Here is a 16908-nt window from a genome sequence, read left to right on the forward strand (position 1 = left end):
TGCAGAACAACCTGTCCTAAAGATACTTCTTTTTCTATAACAGTCCTTACAACTTCTTCCTTGAAATCAGGTGTGGCCCTGATATTAGGCTGTTTGAGTAGCCCATTTTCACCATAAAGATTATACTTCCGAACCCATTCCAAGATCATCCGTTCGCCTATATGGCGTTCACGGGATATGCGCAGTATCGGCTTCCCGTTTTTTACTTGAGAAACTATATCTAGTTTCTCCTCAAATGTGTGTTTTACCATAAATAGTGAACCCCAAAAGTTTTTGTCCAACTTTTGGGGTTCACTTCAGAAATCATGATACAGGCGCTGTTGCATTAAGCTATATCCTCAATTAAGTAAGTTTTACCGTTAAAATCAAAGCTGTCTTTCTTTTTCTTACCCAGCATCAGTTTACCGATTGGTGAAGCTGCCGAAATAGCGAAGACAGTTTTGCCTTCGGACAGGAGCTGACCGGCACTGATACTAATGTAAAAGATGCCCTGATTGGTATAAACCAAACTTCCACCTCTAATACTATCCGTTACGGATGCATGTCCAATTGATTCCAGCACTTTCCTATTGTCTTCCGCATCAATCAACAGTCGTTTGTTGCGGTCAATATCCTGTTGCATCATTTCCCGGCTGGTCTCATATTTATCGCCCGCACTACTCTTGGTATCGTCATTACTGGCCTCACGTGCCTGTTTGAGCGCTGTTTCAGCAGTTTCAATTCTTTGTTCAATAAACTTTAAACAAAGCTGGTACAAATTTTCCTTATTCATAAACTACGACTCTACCCATTTAATTTTCTCTTCTATTGGCGTACGCTTAGCGGCTCTAGGTTCTTCGTTATGATAACCCATATAAAAGAGGCCAAAACATTTTTCCGTTGTACCTAAGTTAAGATATTCTTTCAAATCTGCAATCATACCTGGCGAACTCCAATAAGCGCCAACCTTCAACGCTTCGGCAGTAAGCGCCATATTTTGTACAGCACAGGCCAAAGCGGCTAACTCTTCCCATTCAGGAACTTTGTCCGAATTTAATTGCGCATTTAAAGTGATGATACAACTCGATTGCTCGGCTTTTTCTACGATGCTATCCTGTTTTTTCTGCAGAAACTGATGTGCAGGAGTTGTTTCTTTATAAAGACGTGCCAGTTCCTTTCCTAGTTTTATTTTCCCCTCATTTCTGAATACAATGAAACGCCAAGGCTCAGTAAGTTTATGTGTTGGTGCATAATTGGCACTTTCCAGGATCTGTTTAATTACTGCTACAGGAACCTCCTGACCGGTATAGCTAACAGGGAATATACTTCTCCTGCGTTGTATAATGTTGGTTAAAACTGTTATTTCTTCTTCCATAATTCATCTGATCGAGCGCCTCTTTATTGCAAAAATAGAATTTCTTTCTTATTATTTCCCTGCTACCTTTTTCAGTTGCTTTTTGACCATTTTAGCCCTTGCAAAAAAGGCAATGCTCTCTACCCCCATTAGGTAATCAATCGTCTCCACTAACTCTTCTTCAATCCAGTCGTAACGGGGTACCAGATTCGCAAGCGCCTGCATACAATGTACTTTAGTAGCAACAAGTGTTTCTGGCTCAAGCAACCATACAAATAACACCTCGATTACCGGTTCAAAATCTATTTGCTTTACAAGCTCTTTGTATATTGGAAAGGCTTTCCTATCTGTCACTAATGCTATAATCTTAACATAATGCCGCATAGCAGATTGGTTTTCAAGTTTAGGTAACAAAGTCAGCAGTTTAGGTACATACGGACAAAAGCGAGCAGCCTTGCGCGTCATCATATATTCCAACATCCATGCTGCCCTGAAAGCAATCTCTTTCTTTTTGTGAAAGCTGATGTCTAGCACGTCATCAATATCAACCTCTACATCGTAACTCTCAATAATAGATGTGCAATCGGCCACCATTTGAAACTTTATTGGCGCGTCTAACCTTGCAATTAACTCTTCTTTATTCACAATTGTAAAAATCTAAATATCAAAACAAATATACGCTCATGAAAACCATTTTATAAATTATGCCTACCTTTGCGACTTATTTTTCAACAATATGATTTCAGTTTCTAATTTATCACTCCGTTACGGAAAGAGAACTTTATTTGAAGATGTTAACTTAAAATTTAACCAGGGCAACTGCTATGGGGTAATTGGAGCTAACGGCGCAGGTAAATCTACTTTCCTTAAAATTTTATCTGGTGAAGTGAACCAAACTTCTGGTAGCGTAGCTTTTACCCCCGGAGAACGCATGGCGGTTTTAAAACAAAACCACTATGAATTTGATGAATTTAGCGTAATCGAATGTGTAATGATGGGTCACAAGGAATTGTACGACATCATGAAAGAGAAAGATGCCATTTATTTAAAGGAAGATTTTTCTGATAAAGATGGTGAACGTGCAGGTGAACTGGAAAACAGATTTGCTGAAATGGACGGCTGGAACATGGAAAGCAATGCTGCAACCATGTTAAGTAACTTGGGTATAAAAGAAGAACATCATTATAAGCAACTAAAAGAACTAGATGGTAACCAAAAGGTACGTGTGTTATTGGCACAGGCCCTATTTGGTAATCCTGACATCTTACTACTGGATGAGCCAACCAACGATTTGGACATTGATACCATCGCATGGTTAGAGAATTTCCTTGCTGATTATCAAAGCATCGTACTGGTTGTATCTCACGATAGGCACTTTTTAGATGCAGTTTGTACGCATATTGTAGACATCGACTTTAGCAAAATGAGTATTTACTCAGGTAACTACAGCTTCTGGTATGAGTCGAGTCAACTGGCTTTAAAACAACGTGGCGACCAGAATAAAAAACTGGAAGAGAAAGTTAAAGAATTGCAGGAGTTTATTCAGCGCTTTAGTGCCAATGCTTCTAAATCTAAACAGGCTACTTCCCGTAAAAAGGCTTTGGATAAAATCGATATTTCGGAGATTAAAGCTTCAAGCCGTAAATACCCTGCTATCCTATTCAACAATTTAGGTAGAGAAGCTGGTGACCAGATTTTACAGGTAGAGAACTTATCTTGTACTTTAAATGGTGACGTGATGTTTAAGGATGTCAACTTCATGGTTAATAAAGGTGATAAGATTGCGATCCTTTCTCAAAATAGTTTAGCTACTACTGCATTTTACAATGTACTTACCGGGCGTGAAAAGAATTATACTGGTGAGTTTAAGTTTGGTGTAACCATTAATACGGCCGACATCCCGAATGATAACTCTCCTTATTTTGAAGGTAAAGATGAGAATCTTGTAGACTGGTTGCGCGAGTATTCTGGTACGGATCAGGACGAGCAATTTGTAAGGAGCTTTTTAGGTAGAATGCTTTTCTCTGGTGAAGAGGTATTGAAAAATGTAAAGGTATTATCAGGTGGTGAAAAGATGCGTTGTATGTTCTCACAAATGATGTTGAAACATGCGAACTTGTTAATGTTTGATGAGCCAACGAATCACTTGGATCTAGAGTCAATCACCGCTTTAAACAACGGAATGAAAGATTTTAGAGGAACCGCATTGTTTACTTCACGAGATCACGCGTTAACTGAATCTGTTGCTACACGCGTTATTGAATTGACACCTAAAGGTGCGATTGATAAGATGATGACGTATGATGAGTATATCACTAGTCCTGATGTTGCGGAGTTGAGAGCCAAAATGTATTCAAAATAATCCGTTCTATTCACAGTCTGGAATCTTTTGCCCTGAAGAAGGACAAAATTTTCCTAGGCCTGTTCACAGAAGGAATATTTTGTTTTAATACTGCACCAAGTATGGGGTGCTAAAAAAAACAGTCTGCATCGTTAATCAAGATATGACGCAGGCTGTTTTTTTGTAATGTCTTTTAGAAGGAGTTAGAGTGTTTTAATCTTCTTGACGGCGATTTTGGTTGTTTTGGCTATAAAGTCAACGCTAAGCCCTTCCTTTTTAAGCTCTCTTGCAACTTCAATCCGGCCTTGAGTAATCCCTTGTTCAACTCCTTGCTTTGTCGCTCTATCCAATAATAATTCTTCTATTCCCATTGTTTCAGTTCTTCCTGTGATTTGTTCAACCTCTTGTTCAAATATATTGTTAAATTCCTCTGTTTCAAAACGCACATAATGTCTCAAAAAGTTCATTACATGCTTAATTTTATCATTTTTAAAGCCCTTGTTGTGTAGAGCCTTAAGTATGACCTGTTTTATGGTAAGTAGTGACCGATCTCTTTCCCCTTTGTTCACAATACGACTGATTTTGAAAGCTGCTTTAGCAATCAATACCACTAAGGCGAATGGATTATTGCTACTTAGTAGTTGTTCATCATTTTGATTGGAGATTTTGTAAGTATTAAATTCATAAAGCAGTCTGGTACCTAAAAATTTTCTTTCGTAGCGATTTGACCTTTCTACTTTAAATGGGTCAGTAAAAATTGCGTAAGCTGTTATTGGTTTATGGTGCTTGTCCCAAATTCTGTAATTGTAGGTATACATCCGCTCGCTAAAATTTTTCTGGTATTTGCCTTGCACTTCAACATGAAGCAAGATCCACTCTTCCTTTCCATCAATAGTGTATAATTTCACCAACTTATCGACTACTTTGGAAGAGAATAAATCTTCTCCTAAAGGAGAAACTTGTTCAAGTTCTTTATCAAGAAATTCAAAGCCTTTATTAAAGTCGAAAATTTTATTTGCATCAGGGTGCATGAAACACAAAAAATCCTCGAAAACATCCTCTAGTATCCCTTTCCAAAGTAGATCATCCTTTCGTCTGATCCTTTTTCGAGGTGAGTCTTGTGGCTGGGCTGTGATTTGGGTTAAATTTTCCTGCATTATATTCAGTTGTAAACTTCGCAGGAATAATTCAATTAAAAAAACAAACTACACACTTTAATTGAAAATTAACCACCAATTAAGTTAAATAAAAATTGTAATTATTAAACCACTGAATATATCACTTTGTTAAATCCTAGGATCAAAATATCCGTTCTATTATTCCCAGCCTTGCCGAAGAATGTTTTACATTTGTTATGATGATCGATAAGTTTTTAAATTTTATTGCCACAAGAATTGCACTAACGGATACTGATATAGCCCTTTGTAAAAAATATTTTGAACCGGTATTGCTTCCTAAAAACAGGATTCTTGAAGAAGAAGGCAAAGTTCCGAAATATCTCTACTACATTGTATCTGGATACTTACGCTTATTTCATTATAATAAAAATGGAGATGAGGTAACTACGCATATCAACTGCCCTCCTGGATTCTTCACATCCTACTCCAACTTCATCAACGAGACAAAATCCGATGAAAATGTGGAGTGCATCACGGAATGCGAGTTGCTCCGGATTACTAAAAATGATCTCGATGAAATCACTTCTAAAAGTTCCTCAATAAAGGATTTCAGTATTTTTGTCTTTCAGCAATCTCTTACTTATAACGAAAAGAGATCCAGAGAGCTTGGAACCTTATCCGCTGAACAACGCTACCGAAAACTAATGGAAGAACATCCAGATATTTTATATAATGTACCAATTTCATATATAGCCTCCTTCCTGGGTATGAAAGCTGAAAGCCTGAGTCGCATACGCCGGAAAATGACTAGCTGATTTTCAAAACCCCATTAACTAACAAAAGTCAAGTAGATTCGAATACAGGCTCCTGAACTTTGTCTGATATTAAAAGAATATATTATGACACAAAAAGGTTTAGCCTTAGTATCCGGAGCAAATGGACATTTGGGCAACAATTTAATTCGCTTCTTGATCAAAAAAGGGATACCTGTAAGGGCGACTGTAAGAAATATAAAAAACAAAGCGCCTTTTACAGGGCTGGATTGTGAAGTGATCCAGGCCGATATTACAGATAAGGCATCATTTGTAAGCGCATTACAGGGGGTCGAAACCTTTTATGCTGTGGGTGCCTCATTCAAACTTTGGGCAAAAAATCCCAAAAAGGAAATCTACGATGTCAATATTCAGGGTACAAGAAACACCATTGAAGCCGCAGCTGAAGCAGGTGTAAAACGTATTGTGTATGTCAGCTCCATTGCCGCCTTGGATTATACTAAACTGCCAACAAAAGAAAGTTACGGTTATAATACCGATCGTAGGGACATGTACTACAATTCAAAAAACGATGGCGAAATAATGGCATTCCATCTGGCAAAATCACTTGGAATTGAATTGGTGTCAATTATGCCCTCCGCAATGATTGGCAGTGAAGCTTTTCTACCCTTGAATGTTTCCTATGGTATCCTAAAACTAATATTGAACAAGGAAATTCCGGTTGACACCAAGATCGCTCTGAACTGGATAGACGTAAAAGACGTGGCAGAAGGTTGTTATCTTGCAGCAATCAAAGGACGGGACGGGGAACGTTATATTCTCGCTAATGAACAATGTATGACTATTACCGATACGAGTTTACTTGCCAACAAGCTATATCCAGAACTGAAATTGAAAGTGCCAGCAGCTGTTCCCAAACCCTTACTATTCGCTATTGCGGGACTAATGGAATTTATAGCGAAATTAAGTGGAAAAGCTCCTTTGTTAACAAGAAAGGATATTGCGATGTTCTCTGGTCTGCAGCAAAATTTCGACATTTCAAAGGCCCGAACCGAATTAGGCTTTAATCCGAAAAAACCAGAACTGGCAGTTGAAGAAGCATTAAAATATTTGATGGAAAACAAACAATTGCTTGGAAAATAAAGCGGTCATAAGATAATTTTGATGGCAGTAGCAAATACTTTACATGAATAGTATATGCAATTAAATTGCATATACTATTTTTGTGTAGAACACACATCGTATGAACAAGAAATTATTATTAGGCGCGCTATTAGTATTTGTAAGCATGATCAACCCAGGTTGCAAGCACGGTAAGGTAGACAGCACAAAACATGCTGTAAAATGTACAAGTAGCCATATCAATAAATAACATTATGATTTCATTAAAATCCGTTTCCCACGAGTATCCTGGTGGGCATCGCATTGCGTTTAAAGACTGGCAGATCAACCATGGCGACCAATGGTTGTTGTTAGGTGAGTCGGGCAGTGGAAAGACTACCCTCCTACACGTACTAACGGGTATACTAAAACCTTCGGCTGGAGAAGTCCGGATTAATGAAACTTCCATTTATGGATTATCTTCTAAAGCGCTAGATCAGTTTAGAGGGCGAAATATTGGGATTATATTTCAGCGTCCTCATTTGATCAAAAGTTTAAGTATTACAGACAACCTGGTACTTGCACAAAGTTTCGCAGGACTGCCAACTGATTTAGACCGGGTAAATGAGGTTTTAACCTCATTGGGTATTGCAAACAAGAAAAAAGCCTATCCAAATGAGCTTAGTCAGGGGCAATTACAACGTGTTTCTATCGCAAGAGCTGTGATTAATAAACCAGAACTGCTGATCGCAGATGAGCCTACATCCAGTCTGGACGATAAAAATGCGGCAGCGGTATTGGAGCTTTTACTTCAGCAATCAGGTATTAACCAGGCCACATTGGTCGTTGCTACCCACGACAAAAGAGTTAAAGATGCATTTACAAATACTTACGAATTAGCATGAGCCCATTAAAAATCAGCTGGAAAAGCTTATGGTCTAAGCCCCTTTCTTCGGCATTAAACATTATGCTGATTGCCTTTGGAACGGGAATTTTAACCATTCTACTACTAGCATCTACTCAGATTAGTGAAAAATTAGACAACAACTCAAAAGATATCGATTTGGTGGTAGGTGCCAAGGGCAGTCCGCTGCAATTAATTTTAAGCAGTATTTACTATATAGATTTTCCAACTGGAAACATCCCATTAAAAGAAGCGATGGAGCTGGCCCGTAGTCCTTTTGTAAAGCGCGCTGTACCCTTAGCTTTAGGCGACAATTACAACGGTACACGCATCGTTGGTACCGACAGCAATTTTGTAAGTCTTTATCAATTAAAAACGGCTCAGGGAAAGTTCTGGCAAAAAGATTTTGAAGCGGCTATTGGTGCTACAGTTGCTAAAAACCAAAACTTGAAAATTGGAGATACTTTTTATGGTGCACATGGTTTATCAAGTAGCAGTGACGTACACAAGAGCCATCCTTATGTTGTATCCGGCATTATGACCCCACAGGGAAATGTAACCGATAACCTGATCCTGACCAATGTAGCCAGTGTTTGGAAAATGCATGATGAACATGAAGACCATGACCATGATGCAAAAGAGGCGCATGAACACGAAGCGCATGATCACAAAGCACACGAGGCTCATGACCATGAGGCTGATGATCACTCCAACGATGAATCACGCGAGTTAACCTCTTTATTGATTCAATATCGCTCGCCTATGTCTGTAGCCATGTTCCCAAGGCTTGTAAACGAAACTACAAATATGCAAGCTGCTTCTCCTGCACAAGAAAGCACACGCCTTTTCTCGCTAATTGGCGTGGGGGTAGACACCCTTCAGTGGTTCGCTATACTCATTATGTTCATTGCAGCCATCAGTGTATTCGTAAACCTTTATAACTCTTTAAAAGAGCGCAATTATGATCTGGCCATTATGCGTACGCTAGGTGCTTCGAGAACAAAATTATTCCTCATCGTTATTGCCGAAGGTATTATGCTCACTTTGGCAGGTACCATCATTGGGATATTACTGGGGCATTTGGTATTAGAGTTTATTGGCAGCAATCAAGAGAGCAGTCAGGCCCAGCTAAGTGGTTTTGTTTTACTTTACAATGAAATATATCTATTTGTTGCCGGACTTGGTATTGGTATATTTGCTGCTATAATCCCTGCGATACAGGCTTACAAGTCTAACATTTCGAAGATATTAGCTAAGAACTAGAAATTTATTATAAAATAGAGACAATGATGATAAAGAGAATGATATTGGTTGTTTTACTTTTTGCAGGCTTCGCTGTTAAAGCACAACACAATCCTAACGATCAGATTAACTCGGATAACTGGGATGTTGTAGGTGGCGTAGACTTTAAAATTGTTAAGGACACCGAAATGCAGGCCATTTTTTCACCTGAAATAAAAAAGTACGCCAATAAACCATTTGAACTAGAAGGCTACATTGTACCGATTAAAGATGGAATGAAGCAAACTAAGTTTATGCTATCTACCCTTCCTATCAATCAGTGTTTTTATTGCGGAAAAAATGGTGTACCTATTATGGTGCTGGTAGAAATGACAGAGCCTATCAAGTTTACGTACAAAACGGTAACGATCAAAGGGACGTTAAAGTTAAACTCGGGCAATGCGATGGACAATCCGCCTATTGCATTGATTGCCGCTAAAATAATATAACCATGAATATCAATCCGGTAAGCATATTAAAAGAGCATGATTTAAAACACACCAAACAAAGGGTGCGCGTTTTAGAAGAGATTGCTTTAGATTCAGTAGCCATTTCACAACCCGACCTGGAGAAAAAACTAGGTAAGGAGATTGATCGGGTAACGTTGTACCGGATATTAAATACTTATCAGGAGAAGGGAATCCTACACAGGATTATGGATATGAATGGAACTGCCAATTATGCGGTCTGTACCTCTTCCTGCTCAGAAGATCACCACCATGATGAACACGTACATTTCAACTGTACAAATTGCAATAAGATTTACTGCTTAGAAGTAGAAGCGCCAAGAATTAAGATGCCGAAAGGATTTACCGCAAAAACCGTAAGCTCTATTGCTTACGGCATTTGCGAAAAATGTAATGCTATTTAGTGACCAGAATGGCCGTCAGCGCCATGTGCATGACCGTGAGCTAATTCATCTTGAGTAGCTTCACGTACTGCCAATATCTCACCTGCAAAAATCAGGTCTTTACCAGCCATAGGGTGATTCAAATCAACGTTAACCACAGTTTCATGGATAGCAGTAACACCAGCTCTGAAATGATTTCCTTGGTTATCTTGTAAAGGAATTACATCACCAACAGCAGGTAAACCAGCTTCTTTAAACATATCGATTGGCAAGTCAGCAAATGCTCCCGGATCAATTTCTCCGTAGCCATCAGCTGCAGAAAGTTCGAAACCATAAGAATCGCCAACATTTAAACCAGCCAAATGCTCTTCAAATTTTGGAAGCATCATTCCTGTACCATATAAAAAAACTAATGGATTTTCTTTATCCGTTTTTTCTACAAAAACTTGTTGTCCTTCTTCATTAGTCGTATGCAATTCGTACGTTAATGATACTACTGTATTGGGTTTAATACTCATTGTGATGTTTTTTAATTTATCAATTTTAATGCTTCATCAACAGTAGCTACTGGCAACTGGCATACTTTATTTCGGCAAATATAGATTTTTGTTTCGTTGCTTTCCTTATCTTTTAACAAAGGAAGTTCAGAATTTGTTCCCCCTAATGTAATTTTATTAGGAATGTAATGTTTATCCAGCTCCATTTTTACTTTTTCGAAATCCTTACCCGTCAACGCGATTTCATTTATACCAAATACTTCTTCCAAAACCTGGATGGCCCAGTTAGAGTAAGCAGAGCCATAAGTCTTAATTTGAGGGAGAACCGCAGCCAGCATACCTTCTGCCTTAAGCGTATAGATATCATGATCAAAAAATAAGCCCAGCTTGTGCAGGTTTTGCGCCATTACTGAGTTAGAAGCAGGAATTACATTGTCCATAATCTCGTGTTTACGGGCGATTAAAACCTCCCCTGTTCCAGATGTATAAAATAACATCGGACTGTCGACATCTTCAAAATTTGCCAATACATAATCCGTTAAGCGCTTTGCCTCCAATAACCACTCCGCATCAAAATCATATTGGTACAACGTGATTAAGGCTTCTATAAAGAATGCATAATCATCTAAGAAACCTGCAATAGTTGCCTTACCGTTTTTATAATTGCGGTACAAACCGCCATCAAGCTTCCTTAAATTTGCGAGGATGAATGAAGCCGCTCTTTTTGCAAGTCCATAATAATGAGGATTACCAAATATTCCGGCACTCTCTGCCAGACCTTTAATCGCCATCGCATTCCAGGCCGTTAAACACTTATCATCCAATCCTGGTCTTACCCTTTTGCTACGTTCCTGAAGCAACTTTAGCTTCACCTCTTTTATTTTCTCTATCAAGATGATAATCGAAACGCCTTTAACCTCAGCATAATCCTCTACCGTAAATTTCCTGAGTAAAATATTTGTCTGCTCTTCTTCCCAATTCCCTTCCTCAGTCACATTAAAATAATCAGCAAGTAAAACGGCATCAGCGCCAAGCACAGCATCAAATTCTGCTTTATCCCATACATAGAACTTGCCTTCTACTCCTTCACTATCGGCATCCAGTGCAGAATAGAAGAGCCCTTCCGGCGATGTCATTTCTCTTTCCAGCCAGACAATCGTTTCTTCGGCGATCTCTTTAAACAGCATGGATTTCGAATACTGATGCGCCTCCGCGTATAAGCTGATCAATTGACCATTGTCATATAACATTTTCTCAAAATGAGGAACATGCCATGCACCATCAACAGAATAGCGAGCAAAGCCCCCACCTATATGATCATAAATACCACCCATCGCCATTTTCTCGAGGGTAAGCAAGGCCAAAACATGGGTACCATCATCTTCCATCAGGTGGCTGTAGCGCAACATAAACTGCCAGTTATTAGGCAGCGGGAATTTTGGTGCACGATTATATCCACCCTCTGCAATATCAAAATACCTTTTCCAAGGTTCTATAATCTCCCTTAGATGCGTTGTGGTATAGTCATCAACTTTGATATTTGGAATAATTTTCTCTGCATTTTTAATGCCATCAGTTAACCTATCGGCATATTGTATGGCTTTATCCGGTTCATTAGCCCACATATTTGCCACACTCGACAATACATTTATCCAGTCTTCCTTTTTAAAATAAGTACCACCATATATAGGTTGCTGATCAGGCAAGCAAATACAGTTTAAAGGCCAGCCACCACTTCCTGTCATCAATTGTATGGCCAACATATAAATCTGATCAATATCAGGCCGTTCTTCCCTATCCACTTTGATGCAAACATAATCGCGATTCATCACCTCTGCGACTTCATGATTTTCAAAACTCTCACGTTCCATTACATGGCACCAATGGCAAGCCGAATAACCGATGCTCACCAATATCAATTTGTTTTCATCCTTTGCTTTTTGCAAAGCTTCAGTTCCCCATTCATACCAATTTACCGGATTATAAGCATGTTGCAGTAAATATGGCGATGATGCATGGATTAAATTATTGGATTCTTTATTTATATTAGACATGAGATTGAATTATGTATTATGAGATAAATAGTACCGAATTTGAAACCATAAAGCTATCAATTAATCCAACAAAGCCATAAAAATGAAGATTACCCATACCGAAATTTACCGTTTTAGCATCCCTATTGAGCCATTTGTGATTGCAACAGGGACCATGCACTTTGCACAAAATGTGTTCATCAGAATATATACTGATGCGGGTATTTATGGTGTAGGGGAATGTTCGGCATTTCCAATGATTGTTGGCGAAACCCAGGAAACCTGTCTGGCTGTAGCCAAAGACCTTGCGAAGATCCTTCTCGGTAAAGATCCGCTTGATATCCCCGAAAGGATGAATGACTTGTTGGGCTATATTGATCATAACAATACCATTAAAAGTGCTTTTGATATGGCTTTGTTTGATATTTCTGCAAAAAATAAAAACCTACCCTTATATCAGTTTTTAGGCGGACAAAAACACAGCATCGAAACCGATATGACCATTGGCATTGGCAGTCCTGAAAACATGGCAATTTTAGCCTTAAAATATCAGCAGCAAGGTTGTAGGATGATAAAAATAAAACTCGGAAAAAATGTACATGACGACATTGACCGTGTAAAACAAATCAGAAAGGCAGTAGGTGAGCACATGATCTTAAGACTAGATGCCAACCAGGGCTGGGATTTTGATGATGCGCTTTTTGCATTAGGTGAAATGGCTCCGCTAAACATTCAATTTTGTGAACAACCCATGCGGACCTGGTATGATGATCGACTGCCAGAACTCAGTCTAAATTCGCCCATTAAAATCATGGCCGATGAGAGCTGCTATAACCACCATGATGCCAGAAAACTGATCAACAGCAAATCATGCGATTACCTCAATATTAAATTTTGCAAATCAGGGGGGATTTTAGGAGCGCAAAAAATTCATGAGGTTGCACTACAAACTGGCATTAAGTGTATGATAGGTGGTATGCTGGAAAGTAGGCTTGCCGTAACAGCCAATCTACATTTTGCGCTGGCCAGTCCAAATGTGGTTTTTCACGATCTTGACAGCTGCCTTTTGGGGCACCTTATAGATCCCATCGTTGGCGGTCTAACCTATAACGGCTACATCCTTGATGTGCCGGATACGCCTGGAATTGGCGCCGATGCCGATCCTATGTTTTTGAAAGACTGTGAAAAATGGGTGATATAAACAAAACGGGACATGCTGTTGAGCAGAATGTCCCGTTTTGATGTTATTCATAGGTATGATTACCGTTTATTTAGAAAGTAATGCTTCTAATTTTTTATGAAGTTCTTCCCCTCTCAAGTTACTCGCAACAATCTTCCCATCTGGGCCGATTAAATAATTCTGAGGAATCCCTCTAACACCATAAAGGACTGATGCAGCATTTTTCCATCCTTGCAAATCACTCAGTTGAGTCCATTCTAACTTATCAGTTTCAATTGCTTTCAGCCAATCTGCTTTTCTGCCTGGGTTATCTAAAGAAACACCTAGTACAGTGAAGTTTTTATCTTTAAATTTATGAAAAGCCGATACTACATTCGGGTTTTCGGCACGACAAGGACCACACCATGAAGCCCAGAAATCAAGCAATACATATTTCCCACGGAAATCAGAAAGTTTAACCGGCTTATCATTTACATCATTCTGTGTAAAATCCAGTGACATGGAGCCCACAGTAGTTAACTTAGTCGTTTCCATCTGTTTTGCTAAAGCTTTCCCAGAAGCCGAATTCCTTACTGCCGGTGCAAGTCCATTAAACATTGGCTCGATTACAGCTAAGTCCATTTTACTTCCAGCGATTTCCTTTAAAGCCTGAAGACTAAAGTAAGAGTTCGGATTAGCTTTAATATATGCTTTTTGCAGTTTCACTTTTTCCTCTTGAGCAGGCTTATTTTGATCCTGCAAGCTTTTCCTAAAAGCTAGGTCTTGTTTTTTATCAGCAGATGCCGCCGCCCATTGGGCATCCAATCCGGTCATTATAGCTTGTGGAGCTGCTAACATTTTTACATAAGCAGCATTTTCCTCATTAATTTTAGATCCGCTGATCTTTCCATTTTTAAGAGAATCTGATGCATTCACCATCACCAATTTATCTGAATAAATCGGCAAAACATCATTGCTTTTGAATGCTGAACGTAAGCCTTTTCCTTCGCGATCAAGCAATAACCGAACTTGCAATGGCCCTTGTACAGCACCTTTAAACTCAAACATACCATTCTTTAGCGCCGCAGAATCTGTTACCGTATTGCCATCAAAGCGATAGGTTAAAAACACCTTTGCCGGAGCACTTAGTTTACCAACTTGTCCCTTAATCTGGTAAGGAGTTTCCTGTGCCAACACCATAAATGGAGCTGATAACAACAGGGATACAATTATTCTTTTCATTGTTTTATATAATTTATTGATTAATTTTTAATTCTTATACCGTCCATACAAAAGTAGGATGGCGTTCTCATTACACCCGCTACGTTATCAGATGAGGCTAAATGAAAGACCACCTTATCTACCTGTCCCAATGAAGTTAAATCGCATTTATACCAATCGTTTAACAGATAGCTTTGCGTTGGATGAAGCGGATCATAGGTCATGGAGCAAAGGAAAAACTCCTTAGTCCCGGTTTGAACTCCGCCTTTATAACCTATAGCAATAATTTTAAAATAGTCCTTATTTGCATCAACCATCTTCTTGACTCCCCCAGGTACATTGGCATACCATATGCCCTTAGGTGCTCCCTTTATGTTCGGATTAACCTCAGGTACAGCAACAGTCCCATAAACATCACCATATTTCATAGGTAAATAACCATAGGTAGTGTTGGCAACCAGAATATGTTCGATCACAGATGGCGTATTTAAAGTAAAGAAAGCATCATCATCCTTCACAGAGGCCACAGCAAATGCTTCCGTACGGTTATACTTTGCCGTGAACACGCTAAATCTATTGGTATCTATGGCCGCCTGGGTATTTGTCCAGGTAAAGGACCGATTATTCCTATTGGAATAGGCAAAACCTGAAAATGAGCCATCAGTATTTTTTTTAGTATTAAAGTTTACTATTCCAGACTTGAATCCAGCATCAGGGACAACGAATGAAAAATCATTCAGTTTTAGCTCATTGAATGTGATGTCATTTGTTTCAGGTACCAGCAAGTCATGTTTATCAGCGCAGGATGCAGCTAACAAGAGCAATCCGCCCATTAACGTATAAATAGATTTTTTCATATTCATTAAAATTATTTTAAGTCTGGATTTTGAGTGGCTAATTTGTTACTGATGATCTCTGCATCTGGTATTGGCCAGATGTATTTATTCTCATCAAAGTTTACATCCTTTTTTAGGCTGTAAACCCAAGGCTTTCCATCCTTCATAAACCTTAAAGAAGCAAACCACTCACTACCATTTTCTAAAGCCAGCTCCACCCAGATTTCTTTGAATAACACATCGTAAAACTCATTTAAAGAAGAAGCTGTAAGTGCCGGCAACACCACACTTGTTTTAGCCGCACGCATGGCATTTATTGGTTTTAAAGCATCTGTTACTGTGCCACCGGTTCTGGCAATCAATTCTGCTTCCATTAAGTATAGCTCAGACCAACGGAAATAATAGGTAGCGTATTTATCCTCCGGTCCAGTTACCCTGCCGCGGTGTGCCAATTTGGTGAATGCAGGAAAGGTTCGATCATCCCAGGATTCTGGCGACCTGACAATACCTGTTACCTCAGGGTACCTTGGATCAAATACTAACCAGCCGGTGGCAAATTCGAGATTGAATTTATGGTTATAGACGATCCCATAAGAATAAGCAAATTCAGATAGCGTTCTTCCTGGTGACTCCAGATACCTGCTCCAAAGGACTTCTTTTGAATCCCAGGCATCCTCATACAACTTCTTTACATTCGGTTCTATAAAAGCTTTTGGTTTTAGAGCCTGCACCAATTTTAAGGCCTCTGTGTAGTCGTTTCCCTTACCGCGATACAATAGGAGCTTAGCTTTCAACACCATTGCCATTTCCTTTGATAAGTACTTGGAACTCGTATAGCTCGGAGCATTAGCTATCGCATCGTCAATATCCTCAAATATTTTATCATAAGACGCTCCTACCGTAAGTCGGGCAACCTGAAGATTAGAAAGGTTGGCCATTTTATCCCGGTAAATCAATCCATTCGGATTCTCCGGTGCCGACCACCAATGGCATCTGGTCCACAACAACCAGCTATAGTTCCAGGCTCGGTATAAGCGCGCTTCGGCAACCATATTCTTTTTGCTGGGCAATCCAGCAGGAAACTGATCATCACTAAGTGCCGAAATGGCAATAATAGCAGCATTGGCTGCGTTTATTGCCGCATACATGCCTATCCAGCGATCACCATAGTCCTTGTCCCCTTGTCTTGTCGCCATGTTATAGTTTATCGCGAAGTCTCCGGTATAAAATCCGGCCATTGCCGATAGCGGAACCATCAAATTCCCCCCTAAATTTTGATTCTGCACTGTACCGTACATGCCATTCAATACATTTTTGGCACCAGCATAATCAGTCACGGCATTGTCCAGCGTAAGATTATGTGGAGGCTGCTTATCCAGGAACTTTTTACACGAAGCAAAAAGGATTAATCCTGCTAAAAGCGTATACAATTTAACTTTCTTCATCAGTATAATATTAAAT

The 16908-nt window shown here is 39.3% G+C and carries 18 protein-coding genes; 8 read left to right on the forward strand and 10 right to left on the reverse strand.

Annotated elements, in window-relative coordinates; genetic code table 11:
• The 4 genes from EZ444_RS21080 to EZ444_RS21095 all read right to left on the reverse strand — a co-directional run.
• On the reverse strand, positions 1-251 hold a 251-nt coding region (locus EZ444_RS21080), incomplete at its 3' end, for a helix-turn-helix domain-containing protein (RefSeq protein ID WP_131611133.1).
• 74 nt (positions 252-325) lie between these two features.
• A complete protein-coding gene (locus tag EZ444_RS21085) occupies positions 326-772 on the reverse strand; it encodes a 3-oxoacyl-ACP synthase (RefSeq protein ID WP_131611134.1) in 447 nt (148 codons plus the stop codon).
• 3 nt (positions 773-775) lie between these two features.
• Entirely contained in the window at positions 776-1354 is a 579-nt protein-coding gene (locus EZ444_RS21090) for a nitroreductase family protein (RefSeq protein WP_131611135.1), read from the reverse strand.
• Between the two features lie 51 nt (positions 1355-1405).
• A complete protein-coding gene (locus EZ444_RS21095) occupies positions 1406-1978 on the reverse strand; it encodes a hypothetical protein (RefSeq protein ID WP_131611136.1) in 573 nt (190 codons plus the stop codon).
• 91 nt (positions 1979-2069) lie between these two features.
• Between EZ444_RS21095 and EZ444_RS21100 the strand changes: the two genes are divergently transcribed.
• Positions 2070-3695 (forward strand): ABC-F family ATP-binding cassette domain-containing protein, encoded by a 1626-nt coding sequence (locus EZ444_RS21100; RefSeq protein ID WP_131611137.1) that lies wholly within the window; start codon positions 2070-2072, stop codon positions 3693-3695.
• A 182-nt stretch (positions 3696-3877) separates the two neighbouring features.
• On the opposite strand, the gene EZ444_RS21105 is transcribed toward EZ444_RS21100, so the two are convergent.
• Positions 3878-4831: an RpnC/YadD family protein gene (locus EZ444_RS21105; RefSeq protein WP_225874799.1), complete on the reverse strand. Its 954-nt coding sequence runs from the start codon at positions 4829-4831 to the stop codon at positions 3878-3880.
• 197 nt (positions 4832-5028) lie between these two features.
• Here EZ444_RS21105 and EZ444_RS21110 point away from each other — a divergent pair, with 197 nt between their 5' ends.
• From EZ444_RS21110 to EZ444_RS21135, 6 genes are all read left to right on the forward strand, one after another.
• Complete coding sequence (locus EZ444_RS21110) at positions 5029-5607, forward strand: Crp/Fnr family transcriptional regulator (RefSeq protein ID WP_225874800.1); 579 nt, start codon at positions 5029-5031, stop codon at positions 5605-5607.
• An 84-nt stretch (positions 5608-5691) separates the two neighbouring features.
• Positions 5692-6708: an NAD-dependent epimerase/dehydratase family protein gene (locus tag EZ444_RS21115; protein ID WP_131611138.1), complete on the forward strand. Its 1017-nt coding sequence runs from the start codon at positions 5692-5694 to the stop codon at positions 6706-6708.
• 233 nt (positions 6709-6941) lie between these two features.
• Positions 6942-7571: an ABC transporter ATP-binding protein gene (locus tag EZ444_RS21120; protein ID WP_131611139.1), complete on the forward strand. Its 630-nt coding sequence runs from the start codon at positions 6942-6944 to the stop codon at positions 7569-7571.
• Positions 7568-8833, forward strand: coding sequence for an ABC transporter permease (locus EZ444_RS21125; RefSeq protein WP_131611140.1), 1266 nt, complete (start codon positions 7568-7570; stop codon positions 8831-8833). The genes EZ444_RS21120 and EZ444_RS21125 overlap by 4 nt, the downstream gene beginning before the upstream one ends.
• Positions 8834-8856: 23 nt before the next feature.
• Positions 8857-9300, forward strand: a complete 444-nt coding sequence (locus tag EZ444_RS21130; protein ID WP_131611141.1) for a hypothetical protein — start codon at positions 8857-8859, stop codon at positions 9298-9300.
• 2 nt (positions 9301-9302) lie between these two features.
• On the forward strand, positions 9303-9722 hold the full coding sequence (locus tag EZ444_RS21135) for a Fur family transcriptional regulator (RefSeq protein WP_090780106.1): 420 nt from the start codon (positions 9303-9305) through the stop codon (positions 9720-9722).
• Here the strand turns inward: EZ444_RS21135 and EZ444_RS21140 are convergent.
• Positions 9719-10219, reverse strand: coding sequence for an FKBP-type peptidyl-prolyl cis-trans isomerase (locus EZ444_RS21140; protein ID WP_131611142.1), 501 nt, complete (start codon positions 10217-10219; stop codon positions 9719-9721). The two genes, EZ444_RS21135 and EZ444_RS21140, sit on opposite strands and share 4 nt — an antisense overlap.
• Before the next feature lie 11 nt (positions 10220-10230).
• On the reverse strand, positions 10231-12252 hold the full coding sequence (locus EZ444_RS21145) for a thioredoxin domain-containing protein (RefSeq protein WP_131611143.1): 2022 nt from the start codon (positions 12250-12252) through the stop codon (positions 10231-10233).
• 82 nt (positions 12253-12334) lie between these two features.
• On the opposite strand from EZ444_RS21145, the gene EZ444_RS21150 reads away from it, so the two are divergent.
• A complete protein-coding gene (locus tag EZ444_RS21150; protein ID WP_131611144.1) occupies positions 12335-13432 on the forward strand; it encodes a mandelate racemase/muconate lactonizing enzyme family protein in 1098 nt (365 codons plus the stop codon).
• Between the two features lie 66 nt (positions 13433-13498).
• Here the strand turns inward: EZ444_RS21150 and EZ444_RS21155 are convergent, their stop codons facing one another.
• Genes EZ444_RS21155 through EZ444_RS21165 form a run of 3 tightly spaced genes read right to left on the reverse strand, consistent with a single transcriptional unit; the run spans position 13499 to position 16892 of the window.
• On the reverse strand, positions 13499-14632 hold the full coding sequence (locus EZ444_RS21155) for a TlpA disulfide reductase family protein (protein WP_131611145.1): 1134 nt from the start codon (positions 14630-14632) through the stop codon (positions 13499-13501).
• Between the two features lie 20 nt (positions 14633-14652).
• On the reverse strand, positions 14653-15474 hold the full coding sequence (locus EZ444_RS21160; RefSeq protein ID WP_131611146.1) for a DUF4465 domain-containing protein: 822 nt from the start codon (positions 15472-15474) through the stop codon (positions 14653-14655).
• 5 nt (positions 15475-15479) lie between these two features.
• Positions 15480-16892: a RagB/SusD family nutrient uptake outer membrane protein gene (locus EZ444_RS21165; protein WP_131611147.1), complete on the reverse strand. Its 1413-nt coding sequence runs from the start codon at positions 16890-16892 to the stop codon at positions 15480-15482.
• Positions 16893-16908 lie beyond the last annotated feature (16 nt).

This window comes from Pedobacter hiemivivus (genome assembly GCF_004331685.1).
Taxonomy (GTDB): Bacteria; Bacteroidota; Bacteroidia; order Sphingobacteriales; family Sphingobacteriaceae; genus Pedobacter; species Pedobacter hiemivivus.

Coding starts and splice junctions, on each gene's coding strand:
- EZ444_RS21085 (WP_131611134.1), bottom strand. CDS start 772: ATGAATAAGGAAAATTTGTACCAGCTTTGTTTAAAGTTTATTGAACAA.
- EZ444_RS21090 (WP_131611135.1), bottom strand. CDS start 1,354: ATGGAAGAAGAAATAACAGTTTTAACCAACATTATACAACGCAGGAGA.
- EZ444_RS21100 (WP_131611137.1), top strand. CDS start 2,070: ATGATTTCAGTTTCTAATTTATCACTCCGTTACGGAAAGAGAACTTTA.
- EZ444_RS21105 (WP_225874799.1), bottom strand. CDS start 4,831: ATGCAGGAAAATTTAACCCAAATCACAGCCCAGCCACAAGACTCACCT.
- EZ444_RS21110 (WP_225874800.1), top strand. CDS start 5,029: ATGATGATCGATAAGTTTTTAAATTTTATTGCCACAAGAATTGCACTA.
- EZ444_RS21115 (WP_131611138.1), top strand. CDS start 5,692: ATGACACAAAAAGGTTTAGCCTTAGTATCCGGAGCAAATGGACATTTG.
- EZ444_RS21120 (WP_131611139.1), top strand. CDS start 6,942: ATGATTTCATTAAAATCCGTTTCCCACGAGTATCCTGGTGGGCATCGC.
- EZ444_RS21125 (WP_131611140.1), top strand. CDS start 7,568: ATGAGCCCATTAAAAATCAGCTGGAAAAGCTTATGGTCTAAGCCCCTT.
- EZ444_RS21130 (WP_131611141.1), top strand. CDS start 8,857: ATGATGATAAAGAGAATGATATTGGTTGTTTTACTTTTTGCAGGCTTC.
- EZ444_RS21135 (WP_090780106.1), top strand. CDS start 9,303: ATGAATATCAATCCGGTAAGCATATTAAAAGAGCATGATTTAAAACAC.
- EZ444_RS21140 (WP_131611142.1), bottom strand. CDS start 10,219: ATGAGTATTAAACCCAATACAGTAGTATCATTAACGTACGAATTGCAT.
- EZ444_RS21145 (WP_131611143.1), bottom strand. CDS start 12,252: ATGTCTAATATAAATAAAGAATCCAATAATTTAATCCATGCATCATCG.
- EZ444_RS21150 (WP_131611144.1), top strand. CDS start 12,335: ATGAAGATTACCCATACCGAAATTTACCGTTTTAGCATCCCTATTGAG.
- EZ444_RS21155 (WP_131611145.1), bottom strand. CDS start 14,632: ATGAAAAGAATAATTGTATCCCTGTTGTTATCAGCTCCATTTATGGTG.
- EZ444_RS21160 (WP_131611146.1), bottom strand. CDS start 15,474: ATGAATATGAAAAAATCTATTTATACGTTAATGGGCGGATTGCTCTTG.
- EZ444_RS21165 (WP_131611147.1), bottom strand. CDS start 16,892: ATGAAGAAAGTTAAATTGTATACGCTTTTAGCAGGATTAATCCTTTTT.